The following is an 11,006-nucleotide window of genomic DNA, read 5'->3' on the forward strand; positions in this document are numbered from 1 at the left end:
CGCGATGGGAGGCACGCGGATCGGCATCCATCGCCAGCGCGACCCGCTCCGCGGCGAGGAGCCATCCCGCCCAGAGGTTGGTCTGGCCGCGCTCCCGCAGGCGATCGATCGCCGCCAGGGCGATGTGCCGGCCGTCGGCGTCCATGTGGCGCGCGTCGACCAGTGCGGCCGCCTCGTGGTCGAAGGTGACGAGCGTCAGCCGGTCGCGTGCCGTCAGTGCCGCCACCACCTGCCGGGCGGTGGCACGTGCCGCCTCGATCTTCTCGCCGGCCATCGATCCGGAGACGTCGATCGCCAGCGCGAGGTTGAGGGCCGGGCCCTCGAGGACGGTGCTTCCGCCCTCCGCGCGCAGTTCGGCGACGGCGTGGCGGACGCTGCCGCCCTGGTGCCACGCGAGGGCACGATCGAGGCCGAGCGTCAGCCGGAGAGCGGGGATCGGACGGCGGTTCATGCGTTCCTCCCGAGCAGGATGTCGCGGATGATGTCGGCACAGCGTTCGAGTTGCGCGCGCCGTTCGGCATCGAGGCGCCCGCGGACCGTGATCTCGATGTCGGGCGTGATGGGGATCCGCCACCATTCCTCCGCGCGCGCCCGCCGCGGCGCAGGGTCGGCGGCCCGCGCCGCTAGCGCCTGCTCAAGCGCGTCGAGCCCGGTCGATGGCGGAGAGGGGGAGGCGGCCACGGTCGGCCCGGCGGCCTCCCGCTGCAGTCGCCGGATGTAGTTGACGGCATCGGTTCCGGACGCGGCTGCCTGGATATTGGAACCGGGCTCCGGCGTCAGTGCTCCGGCCTTGGCGGCGTACTCGGCGATGCGCTCGGCACTGGCGACGAGGAGTTCCTGCCGGATCGCGGCCAGCGGCATGCCGAGGAGGTCGCGCATGGCGCGGATCGCCAGCAGGCGCTGCAGCATGTCGGCGGGATAGCGGGCACCCGGACCGCGATTGAGCGGGGCCGGCAGCAGGTCCTGGGCGACCCAGGATCGGATCGTCCGCGGTTGCAGGCCGGACGCGGCGGCAAGTTCGGCGAGGGTGGGTTCGGCAATCACGGGGCGGAAAGTGGTATTGCATTCGCGACATGTCAAGATGTCGTTATGCTAATGGCGCAGTCGGGCGAAGGGGTTTGCGCCAGCCCGAATTAAAGAGGTATTCAAGATACTGCTTTTTCGATATCGTGCCTCCATGTCGAATCTGTTGTCGTTCTCGATGGTGCCGGCGTCTCTCTCGATCGCGTTGTCCGGGCGTTCGCTAGAGGCGGCAGGGGAGCCGACGCCGTGCGCCTGACACGCCACACCGACTACGCCCTGCGGATGCTCATCTATGCGGCGCTGCGGCCGAACCGGATCTGCACGGTGGATGCGGTGGCGACGGCCTACGGTCTGTCGCGCAACCACCTGCTGAAGGTGGCCCAGAGCCTGCGCGATCTCGGATACGTCATCACGGCGCGTGGTCGCGCGGGCGGCATCCGGCTTGCGGTGCCGCCCGAGCGCATCAATATCGGCGCGCTGGTCCGCGCGATCGAGCAGGATTTCGCGCTGGTCGAATGCCTCGAGCCGGGATGCGCCCGCTGCCGGATCGTCCGGGCCTGCCGGTTGAAGGGAATGGTGGTCGAGGCGACGAATGCGTTCCATGCCGTCCTCGACCGATACTCCCTGGCCGACATCATCCATGAGGGGCCGGCGCTGATGCCGCTGCTCGGGATCGACGGCGCTGCGGCGTGAGCGGGGAGGGATTCAACTCCATGGCCTCCGGACTGACCCTTGCCGAGCGCCAACTCGCCCTCGTGGTGCTGGTTCTCCTCGCCGCTTGCGGCCTTGCCATGGCCGGCGTCGGGCAGAACGATCCCCTCGGCGTGCACGGCTTCATCGTGCTCGCCGTTAGCATCGGGCTGATCTTCGCGGTCATCGCCCGCTACTTCGATCCGGCCCCGGGAGCCGAGCGGCTCGCGCAGTACTATGACGATCCCACCCGCGCGGGCATCGTCCTCGCGATGGCCTGGGCGGTCGTCGGTATGGCCTTCGGCGTCTGGGTCTCGGCACTGCTCGCCTGGCCCGACCTGACGTTTGACGCGGCCTGGGCGAGCTTCGGGCGCATCCGGCCGGTGCATACCAGCGGCGTGATCTTCGGCTTCGGCGGCAACGCGCTGATCGCCACTTCCTTCCATGTGCTGCAGCGGACAACGCGGGCACGGCTGCCGGACCAGTTCAGCCCCTGGTTCGTCCTCGTCGGCTACAACCTGTTCTGCGTGGTGGCGGCCAGCGGCTACCTGATGGGGCTGACCCAGTCCAAGGAGTATGCCGAGCCGGAATGGTACGCCGACATCTGGCTGGTCGTCGTCTGGGTCGTCTACTTCCTCGTCTACATCCGCACGCTCGGGCGTCGGAAGGAACCGCACATCTACGTCGCCAACTGGTACTACATGGCGTTCATCCTGGTCGTGGCGGTGCTTCACATCGTGAACAACCTCGCCGTGCCGGTCTCTCTCGGCCATGCCAAGAGCTACTCGCTGTTCTCGGGCGTGCAGGATGCGATGACGCAATGGTGGTACGGCCACAACGCCGTGGCGTTCTTCCTGACCGCCGGCTTCCTCGGCATGATGTACTACTACCTACCCAAGCGGGCCGAGCGGCCGATCTTCTCCTATCGGCTGTCGATCGTCAGCTTCTGGGGCATCACCTTCATGTACATGTGGGCGGGCTCGCACCACCTGCACTACACGGCACTGCCGCAATGGGTGCAGACGCTGGGAATGACCTTCTCGCTGGTGCTGCTGGTGCCGTCCTGGGCCTCGGCCGGCAATGCGCTGGCGACGCTGAACGGCGCCTGGCACAAGGTCCGCGACGACGCGACCCTGCGCTTCATGATGGTCGCTGCCGTGTTCTACGGGCTGTCGACCTTCGAGGGCTCGTTCATGGCCATCCGTGCCGTCAACTCGCTCTCCCACTACACGGACTGGACCGTCGGCCACGTCCATGCCGGCGCGCTGGGCTGGGTGGCGATGATCACGTTCGGTTCATTCTACGCGCTGGTTCCATGGATGTGGAAGCAGGAGCGCATGTATTCGCCAAGGCTGGTCGAAGTGCACTTCTGGCTCGCACTCTCCGGGACTGTCATCTACGTCTTCGCCATGTGGAACTCGGGCATCATCCAGGGCCTGATGTGGCGCACCTACAACGACAGCGGGACGCTCTCCTACTCGTTCATCGACAGCCTCGTCGCAATGCACCCCTACTACATCGTTCGCACCGTCGGCGGCCTCTTGTTTCTGCTCGGTACGGTGGTCGGGGCCTACAACATCGCGATGACGATCCGCATGGCGCGCCCGGCCCGCGGTGTGGCCGACGCCGACTTGCCGGTGCTGTCGCCCGCCCGCGCCGACCTCCAGCCGGGGGGGTGAGCCATGCCCGGCTTCCATCGCAGGCTCGAACGCAGCGCGATCGGCTTCGTGCTCGCCATCATCGGTGTCTCCGCGATCGGCGGCTTCGTCGAGATCGCGCCACTCTTCACCATCCACGAGACGGTTGAGGAGGCGCCCGACATGCGCCTCTACACGCCACTCGAACTCGCCGGCCGGAACATCTACATCCGCGAGGGCTGCTACGCCTGCCATTCGCAGATGATCCGGACCCTGCGCGACGAAGTCGAACGCTATGGGCCGTTCTCGCTGGCGGTCGAATCGCGCAACGACCATCCGATGCTCTGGGGGTCGAAGCGCACCGGCCCCGACCTTGCCCGCATCGGTGGCAAGTATTCCGATGCGTGGCACGTCGCCCATCTCGTCAACCCCCGCGACGTGGTGCTGGAATCGGTCATGCCCCGCTACGGCTGGCTGCAGCGCAACCGGGTCAAGATTGACGATCTCCGCCAGCACCTCGCGGCGCAGCGTGCGGTCGGCGTGCCCTACACCGACGCCATGATCGCCAACGCCGTGACCGACGCCGACGCACAGGCCAATCCCGACGGCCCCGCGGCGGGCGGCGTCACCGAACGCTATGGGGCGGCGACCAACATCCGGGTGTTCGACGGCGATCCCGCCCGGCTCACGGAGATGGACGCGCTCGTCGCCTATCTGCAGGTACTCGGGCGCCTGACCGACGCCGCCCACAAGGTCGCCGCGGCGCCCGGCAGGTGACGCGATGGAGATCGACCATCAGGCCCTCGTCGTCTTCGCCAGGAGCTGGGGCCTCTTCTACCTGATCGCGATGGCGGTCGGCGTTCTGATCTACGTCTTCTGGCCGTCGAACCGGAAGCGCTTCGACCGCGCTGGCAAGAGCATTCTCGACCACGACGATCGGCCGAAGGAATAGGCGATGGGAAAGAAGAAGCACGATCCCGTCACCGGCCGTGACACGACCGGTCACGAATGGAACGGCATCGAGGAGCTCGACACGCCGATTCCGCGCGTCGTCCTGTTCTTCCTGGCGGCAACGACGCTGTTCGCCATCGTCTACTGGATCCTGATGCCCGCCTGGCCGCTGGGTTGGAGCTACACCAAGGGCCTGCTCGGCTTCGACCAGCGCGCTGTCGTCATGCGGCAGCTGCAGGATGCGGCGTCAGCCCGCTCCGCGTGGACCGGCCGGCTGGAGCGGGCGAGCTTCGAGGAGATCGCGGCCGACGCGGGGCTGATGCGGCACGTCCGCGACACGGGCCGCACGCTCTTCGTCGACAACTGCGCGGCCTGCCATGGTGTGAAGGGGACGGGCGGTCCCGGCTTCCCCAACCTCGCGTCGGGCACTTGGCTGTGGGGCGGCGATCCGGAGACGCTGGCCGACACGATCCGCGTCGGGATCAACTCCACGGGTGAGCGCACGCGGACGTCGCAGATGCTAGCCTTCGGCCGCGACGGCGTCCTGACCAGAGACCAGATCCTCGGCGTTTCGGCCTACGTCCGGTCACTTTCGGGGCAGCGGCTCGGCGATATCGAGCAGGCGCGCACGGCCGCCGGCCGCGAGGTCTTCGCCGCCAACTGCGCCTCGTGCCACGGGGACGAAGCGAAAGGCAGCCGCGACCTCGGTGCGCCGGACTTGACCGACCGGCACTGGATCTACGGCGGCGACGCCCAGTCGGTATTCGCCAGCATCCATGGCGGTCGGCAGGGCCATATGCCCCACTGGCAGGGGCGCCTGTCGCCGGCGGAGATCCGGATGCTGGCGCTCTATGTCCGCACGCTGCAGGGCGACGCCCGGTGAGCGGCCGGTCACCGCGGGCCCGCTGGCGCCTCCTGGTGGCGACGGTCGTCATCGCCGGTGCAGCGCTGCTCGTCGCAGCCAATACCCACCTCGTGCATGTGGCGCTCATCTCGCAGCCGGACTGCGTGCCGCACGCCAGATTGCCGGGCGAAGGCGGCAGCTTCCGCGCCGCCCGATCGGCCTGTTGAGGGAGCGCCACCATGGGAACCATCGAGGACGCGGCCGGCCCCGCGCTGACACTGGCGGCCCAGCGCCGGCGCAACCTGCCGGCCGCTGCGGCGTTCGTCTGGCTCGGCCAGGGCTGGCGCGACCTGTGGCACAATGCCAGGCCGAGCCTCGCCTACGGCCTGCTGGTCTTCGCGGTCTCGGCCGGCATCGTCTGGGGCCTGTTCCGGCTCCAGTTGGACTACATCCTGTTTCCGGCGCTGGCCGGCTTCATGGTCGTCGGGCCGCTGGTCGCGATCGGCCTCTACCAGAAGAGCCGCGACATCGAGGAGGGGCGGTCGGTCAGCCTCGGGCGGATGATCCTCGTGCGGCCGGCCTCGGGCGCGCAGGTCTGGTTCACGGGCTCGATCCTCGGGCTGCTGATGCTGGCCTGGATGCGGGCGGCCGTCCTCATCTACGCGCTCTTCTTCGGACTGAGGCCGTTCCCCGGCCTCGACGGCGTCGTCGCGATGCTCCTCACCACGCCGCAGGGCTGGGGGATGCTGGCGGTCGGCACAGCGGTTGGCGGTCTCTTTGCCGCGTTCTCCTTCGCCGTCAGCACGTTCGCCGTCCCCATGCTGCTCGACCAGCGGACGGACGCCTTCACGGCCATGGGCACCAGCATCTCGATGGTCTGGAACAACATGCCGGTCATGCTCGCCTGGGGCGCGATCGTGCTCGTCCTCTTCCTCGTTGGCGTGGCGACCGGACTCCTCGGCCTGATCGTGGTGTTTCCGCTGCTCGGCCACGCGACCTGGCACAGCTACCGGGCCATCCAATGAACCGGACCGCGGCCGGCCATGAAACGCGGCTGGCCAGCCGGGCGCTGGGCGAGGGGCGCTACCGGACCGAACTGTCGGTGCCGGGCGTCCACAACCTGTTGATATGGGGCGCCAGCGTGACATGGCACGGCACACGGCCGCCGGACCTGCTGCCGGCGCTCGACGCCCTGGGCTTTCCCGGCCACCTGTCGGAGGCCGTCGAGGACCGCGCGGACCCGGAGTTCGGGCGCCTGATCCGCGCGCTGGCGGTCGCCGGCTTCGCGTCGATGAACTTCATGCTGCTGTCGGTGTCGGTGTGGTCGGGCGCCGACGCGGAGACCCGTCTCGCCTTCCACTGGATCTCCGCCGCGCTGGCGCTGCCCTGCTTCGTCTATTCCGGGCGCATCTTCTTCCTCTCTGCCCGGGGCGCGCGAACCGCTCGGGACGGGCCTTCCGGCCGCAGCCCCGCGGCCGCCCGGGTTCGGCGTGGCGATGGAATCCGGCCGATGAACAGTCTGGTCTTCCTCGTTCCGCTGGCGCTGGTGCTTGGCGGTATCGCGCTCGCCGCCTTCTTCTGGTCGCTGCGGAGGGGACAGTATGACGACCTCCCGGGAGCCGCCGAGTGGATCTTCCACGATCCGGAGGCCGATCGCGCCGATGCCGGCCCCGCCGTACTGAAAGGGAAGGATCGATCAAGAGTCGACCCGCCCCAGACCGCGCGGTCCTGGTCGACCGCCAGCCGCTGGCCGCGATCCTCGACGAAGCGATGATCCGGTCGGCCGTGCAGGGCTTCTATGCCGAGGTCCGCCGGAACGACCTCCTGGGGGCCTTGTTCGACGCCGCGGTCGCGCCCGCCGCATGGCCGGGACACCTGGCGAAGATGTGCGACTTCTGGTCGGCGACGCTCCTCCGCACCGGCCGCTACGTGGGTCGGTCACTGCCTCCGCACCTCGTCATACCGGGCGTCGCCGAAGTACATTTCCGGCGTTGGCTCGCCCTGTTCGAGGCGACCGTCCGCGCGTACTGCCCGCCGGAGGTGGCATCGCTCTTGATGGACCGAGCCTTGCGCACTACCCATTCGATCCACCCGATTGCCCGGGAGGGGTTGTCATGACCGCTTCAGCCAAGGGGGCGGTCGGTGGCGCCCGTCGCGCCGCGCCCGGCACCCCGTCCGCACGACAATTCCCGGCTGTCCTGTCCCACGGCTTTCGGCCGTTCTTTCTCTTGGGTGCGTTCTACGCGGGGCTGATCATCCTGGCGTGGCTGCCGCTGCTCCACGGCCTGATCGAACTCGCGAGCGCGTTCTCGCCGCTCGACTGGCATGTCCACGAGACCATGTTCGGCTTCGTCGCCGCGATCGTAGGCGGCTTTCTGCTGACCGCGATCCCGAACTGGACGGGGCGCCTTCCGGTGCGCGGCCTGCCGCTGCTGGCGCTCGTCCTGCTGTGGCTCGCCGGGCGCGTCGCCGTCCTCGTTTCCGGGGAGATCGGCTGGGTCGCGGCGGCGATTGTCGACTGCCTGTTCCTCGCCGCCCTGGCCGCCGCCGCCGCGAAGGAGATCGTTGCCGGGCGCAATTGGCGCAACCTGAAGATGCTGGCGCCGGTCACGCTCTTCTTCCTCGCCAACGTCCTCTTCCATGTCGAAGCCGGGCTCTCCGGGACGAGCTTCTACGGAGGCCGGCTGGCGATCGCGACAGTCCTGGTGCTGATCATGATCGTCGGCGGTCGCATCATTCCGAGCTTCACCCGCAACTGGCTCGCTCGCGAGATCCCGGGCAGGCTGCCGGCCCCCTTCGGCCGCTTCGACGGGGTGACGATCGCGCTGTCGACGGTCGCACTGCTGCTTTGGACGGTCGTTCCGGACAGCACGGTGTCGGGTAACGCACTGGTCGCGGCTGCGGCGCTCAACCTCGTCCGGCTGGCCCGCTGGGCGGGGGACCGCACGGGCCCCGACGTGCTCGTGCTGATCCTGCACGTCGCCTATCTCTTCCTGCCGACCGGCTTCCTTCTGGCCGGCCTTGCCACGCTGGCTCCGGCGCACGTCCCTGCGATTGCGGCGGTCCACGCCTTTGGGGTTGGCACCATGGGCACGATGACGCTCGCCGTCATGACCCGGGCGACCCTCGGCCATACCGGTCGCGCGCTCAAGGCGGATCTCTGGACCTCCCTCATCTACCTCGCGATCGTCCTGGCCGCGGTCTTGCGGATCGTCGCCGGGTTCATCCCCGACGTCACCTGGATCCTCTACCTGTCCGCGACATGCTGGATGCTGGCGTTCTTCGGCTATGGCATCCGGTACGGCGGCATGCTGCTGCGGCTTGCCCGGGCGTCGTAGCGATACCGCATGGGGGTAGCCGCGAGTATCGCTGCGCGTCGTCCAAGCGACCATTGGATCCCGAATTCTGCCAGGAACGTCGGCGGCACACGTGTGCGGAACCCTTCAACGGCTGCTTCCGGGACGTGCCTGAACGGGCACTGGTTCTTGTCGCCGGCCGTCGCGGTCGGTTGATGCCGATCCGGCTATCCGTGCCACGACTGGAGCCCCTCCAGGCATTCGACACTCAGATCCCGGCCGTGCGCGAGGCGATCTCGGCGGTAGTCCGTCTTTACGAGGTGGACCGTAGGATCGCTTGTCGGGCTGGCCGAGGCCCGGTCGCCGGAACACGGCAGTTGCGCGAGGTCGACTCTATGCCTTGCGTCGGCGGCAGCTCTTGTCGACATGCGCACAGATTGACCGGTCAAGTCGACCTGTGGTCACGTTGCTTCTCGTTGTGCCCGGGAGAGGTTTGCGCGATGAAAGCGTGCAGAGTCGCCGCGCTCTGGCAGGTGGTTGTGGTGGCGTGCGCGATTGCCGCCACGACAGGTCTTCCATCGGCCGCGCGGTCGCAAGGGCCGTCGTCGCCCTTCGTGGTGGGGACCGACACGCTCGACGGCACCGATATCGCGGCAATCCGGCCACATATGCAGCGGCTCCTGACGGTCGGCCGTCCGCACGACCCCATCGCGTTTTCGTCCGGACAACTCACCGGCACCGTGGTCATCCTGCGCCAGGGAAGGGGGACCGACGGGCAGGTTTGCCGTGAAGTGTCTCTGGCATGGGCGAAAGAACGGTTCATCGCCGAGCGTCTGATCACCTATTGCGGCGGAACTCCGTCCTGGCAGGCGACCCGGAACGCGCTGCAACCGACATTGGTCACACCCTACGCCGAGAAGCTGTTGTCGGACCTTCGCCAGCGCGCGGCAGAGACAGTCGAGGAACAGCGGCAGAAGGAATATCTCGCAGCGCAACAACGAGAAGCTGTGTCCCGCGAGGCCGAGCAACGGCAGGCCGAGTTGCAGGAGCGTCGAGACATTGCCGCACGGACGGCTCTGATCGCTGCCGTCCATGCGCGGTTGAGAGCGCAATCGCTGCAAGACGCACCGCGCACCGACTGCGATGTCTTGACCGCGCATCCGGATGATCCGTTGCGAATTGCCGACCCGGTCGAGCGCAAGGACCGCGACGCTGAACGGGCTATTCCCGCTTGCGCCGCCGCGCTCGCGACCTATCCCTCATCGCCGCGGCTGCAGCTCCAGTACGCGCTCGCATTGGACAAGGCCGAGCGCTTCGAGGAAGCGGTGGAATGGTATCGCCGCGCCGTCGTGCGCCAGTATCCCTATGCCATCTACAGCCTCGGCTGGGCCCACATGCGGGGACAGGGGGTACCGAAGAACGAAGGGGAGGGTGCGCGGCTGGTTCGTGAAGCCGCCAACTATCAGCTGTCGGTGGCCGAGAACACGATGGGCTTCCTGTTCGAGAACGGTCGAGGCGTGAAGCGTGATCCTGCCGAAGCGGCCCGCTGGTACCGGCTGGCGGCCGAGCAGGGCCGGGCCGTCGCCCAGCACAACCTCGGACGACTGTACCGCGATGGCCGCGGCCTCGAGCAGGACGATGTGGCGGCGGTACGGTGGCTCCGGCGAGCAGCCGAGCAGGAGCGCCCGGCGGCGATGTTCGACCTCGGACGTATGCTCGAGCGGGGGCGCGGGGTGGCGGAAGACGTGGATGTGGCCATTCGCTTCTACAAGATGGCGGCCTTGCGCGACTACCAGCCCGCCGAACAGCATCTGGCCAAGCTCGCCAACGAGTCTGAGGTGGCCTTGCGGGCCGCACGAGAAGTGGCCGAAGAGCGTCTCTCCATCCAGGCCGCACGCATCGAAAAACAACGCGAGGAGGACGCGCGGCTTCAGGAACAGCGCGACGCCGAGGCGCGACAGCGCAGGGAAATGGAGGCCCGGGCACTGGCCGCCGCGGAGGCCGAGGAACGTCGGCGTGCGCATGTCGAGCGGGTGCGCAGCGAGGGCGACCCCAACGACATCCTGGTGATCTTCAACACCCGCGGCAGCGACGACGGCAAGGGCGTGGAGCGGTCGCTGTCCGGAACGCTGCGCGTCGCCGATTCCTACGAGCCATGCATCGAACCGGCGCTTCGACCGAAGCTGAAGCGGGACGAGGACGGACTGGGCGACTTCCTCGACGACCGCCTTCTGTCGGCTATGGGTATTCGATCGCGGCGGTTTCGCGACTGCACTCCGACGACATCCTCGGCATCGCTCTTCCTCGTCTCTCGCTTGGGCTACGAGGGATGCCGGCCGTTGCCCTGTGGGGATCTCGAAGCGATTGCCGAGTTCCGGATGGCCGAGTTGGCATCCTGGCAGGAAACCAAGCGGGCGGAGCGCGAACGCCGGCGACAGGAGCGATTGGCGCAACTCGAGCAAGAGAGGAGGGAGCGCGAAGAGGCGGACCGCGTCCGGGAGGAGCGCCGAAGTGACCGCTTGCGGCTGCTCCGGTCGGGGCAGGCGGAGGGGTACGACACGGTCC

At 68.2% G+C, this 11,006-nt stretch carries 13 protein-coding genes; 11 read left to right on the forward strand and 2 right to left on the reverse strand.

Annotated elements, in window-relative coordinates; all coding sequences use genetic code 11:
* Both ACE3Q3_RS20305 and ACE3Q3_RS20310 read right to left on the reverse strand, forming a co-directional pair.
* Positions 1-451 (reverse strand): VWA domain-containing protein (locus ACE3Q3_RS20305; protein ID WP_374449064.1); only part of this gene is annotated, 451 nt, incomplete at its 3' end.
* Positions 448-1,080: a helix-turn-helix domain-containing protein gene (locus ACE3Q3_RS20310; RefSeq protein ID WP_374449065.1), complete on the reverse strand. Its 633-nt coding sequence runs from the start codon at positions 1,078-1,080 to the stop codon at positions 448-450. The genes ACE3Q3_RS20310 and ACE3Q3_RS20305, both read right to left, overlap by 4 nt.
* A gap of 189 nt (positions 1,081-1,269) precedes the next feature.
* Between ACE3Q3_RS20310 and ACE3Q3_RS20315 the strand changes: the two genes are divergently transcribed.
* From ACE3Q3_RS20315 to ACE3Q3_RS20365, 11 genes are all read left to right on the forward strand, one after another.
* Positions 1,270-1,716, forward strand: a complete 447-nt coding sequence (locus ACE3Q3_RS20315; RefSeq protein WP_374449066.1) for an Rrf2 family transcriptional regulator — start codon at positions 1,270-1,272, stop codon at positions 1,714-1,716.
* A 20-nt stretch (positions 1,717-1,736) separates the two neighbouring features.
* Positions 1,737-3,392, forward strand: a complete 1,656-nt coding sequence (ccoN, locus tag ACE3Q3_RS20320) for a cytochrome-c oxidase, cbb3-type subunit I (RefSeq protein ID WP_374449067.1) — start codon at positions 1,737-1,739, stop codon at positions 3,390-3,392.
* 3 nt (positions 3,393-3,395) lie between these two features.
* A complete protein-coding gene (gene ccoO / locus ACE3Q3_RS20325) occupies positions 3,396-4,127 on the forward strand; it encodes a cytochrome-c oxidase, cbb3-type subunit II (protein ID WP_374449068.1) in 732 nt (243 codons plus the stop codon).
* Between the two features lie 4 nt (positions 4,128-4,131).
* Complete coding sequence (locus ACE3Q3_RS20330; RefSeq protein WP_374449069.1) at positions 4,132-4,302, forward strand: cbb3-type cytochrome c oxidase subunit 3; 171 nt, start codon at positions 4,132-4,134, stop codon at positions 4,300-4,302.
* A 3-nt stretch (positions 4,303-4,305) separates the two neighbouring features.
* Positions 4,306-5,184, forward strand: a complete 879-nt coding sequence (gene ccoP, locus ACE3Q3_RS20335) for a cytochrome-c oxidase, cbb3-type subunit III (protein WP_374449070.1) — start codon at positions 4,306-4,308, stop codon at positions 5,182-5,184.
* A gap of 35 nt (positions 5,185-5,219) precedes the next feature.
* Positions 5,220-5,372, forward strand: a complete 153-nt coding sequence (locus ACE3Q3_RS20340) for a hypothetical protein (protein WP_374449071.1) — start codon at positions 5,220-5,222, stop codon at positions 5,370-5,372.
* A gap of 12 nt (positions 5,373-5,384) precedes the next feature.
* Positions 5,385-6,170, forward strand: coding sequence for a DUF2189 domain-containing protein (locus tag ACE3Q3_RS20345; RefSeq protein WP_374449072.1), 786 nt, complete (start codon positions 5,385-5,387; stop codon positions 6,168-6,170).
* Positions 6,167-6,919 (forward strand): cbb3-type cytochrome oxidase assembly protein CcoS, encoded by a 753-nt coding sequence (gene ccoS, locus ACE3Q3_RS20350; RefSeq protein WP_374449073.1) that lies wholly within the window; start codon positions 6,167-6,169, stop codon positions 6,917-6,919. The genes ACE3Q3_RS20345 and ccoS overlap by 4 nt, the downstream gene beginning before the upstream one ends.
* Positions 6,916-7,263, forward strand: coding sequence for a group III truncated hemoglobin (locus ACE3Q3_RS20355; RefSeq protein ID WP_374449074.1), 348 nt, complete (start codon positions 6,916-6,918; stop codon positions 7,261-7,263). The genes ccoS and ACE3Q3_RS20355 overlap by 4 nt, the downstream gene beginning before the upstream one ends.
* Positions 7,260-8,483: an NnrS family protein gene (locus ACE3Q3_RS20360; RefSeq protein ID WP_374449075.1), complete on the forward strand. Its 1,224-nt coding sequence runs from the start codon at positions 7,260-7,262 to the stop codon at positions 8,481-8,483. Before ACE3Q3_RS20355 ends, ACE3Q3_RS20360 begins: the two co-directional genes overlap by 4 nt.
* A gap of 458 nt (positions 8,484-8,941) precedes the next feature.
* On the forward strand, positions 8,942-11,006 hold a 2,065-nt coding region (locus ACE3Q3_RS20365; RefSeq protein ID WP_374449076.1), incomplete at its 3' end, for a tetratricopeptide repeat protein.

The organism is Allostella sp. (assembly GCF_041913585.1).
Classification (GTDB): domain Bacteria; phylum Pseudomonadota; class Alphaproteobacteria; order ATCC43930; family Allostellaceae; genus Allostella.

What these genes read in the sequence shown, in the direction of transcription:
- ACE3Q3_RS20355 (WP_374449074.1), top strand. Translation starts at nt 6,916, where the DNA reads ATGATCCGGTCGGCCGTGCAGGGCTTCTATGCCGAGGTCCGCCGGAAC.
- ACE3Q3_RS20330 (WP_374449069.1), top strand. Translation starts at nt 4,132, where the DNA reads ATGGAGATCGACCATCAGGCCCTCGTCGTCTTCGCCAGGAGCTGGGGC.
- ccoN (WP_374449067.1), top strand. Translation starts at nt 1,737, where the DNA reads ATGGCCTCCGGACTGACCCTTGCCGAGCGCCAACTCGCCCTCGTGGTG.
- ccoO (WP_374449068.1), top strand. Translation starts at nt 3,396, where the DNA reads ATGCCCGGCTTCCATCGCAGGCTCGAACGCAGCGCGATCGGCTTCGTG.
- ACE3Q3_RS20360 (WP_374449075.1), top strand. Translation starts at nt 7,260, where the DNA reads ATGACCGCTTCAGCCAAGGGGGCGGTCGGTGGCGCCCGTCGCGCCGCG.
- ccoS (WP_374449073.1), top strand. Translation starts at nt 6,167, where the DNA reads ATGAACCGGACCGCGGCCGGCCATGAAACGCGGCTGGCCAGCCGGGCG.
- ccoP (WP_374449070.1), top strand. Translation starts at nt 4,306, where the DNA reads ATGGGAAAGAAGAAGCACGATCCCGTCACCGGCCGTGACACGACCGGT.
- ACE3Q3_RS20345 (WP_374449072.1), top strand. Translation starts at nt 5,385, where the DNA reads ATGGGAACCATCGAGGACGCGGCCGGCCCCGCGCTGACACTGGCGGCC.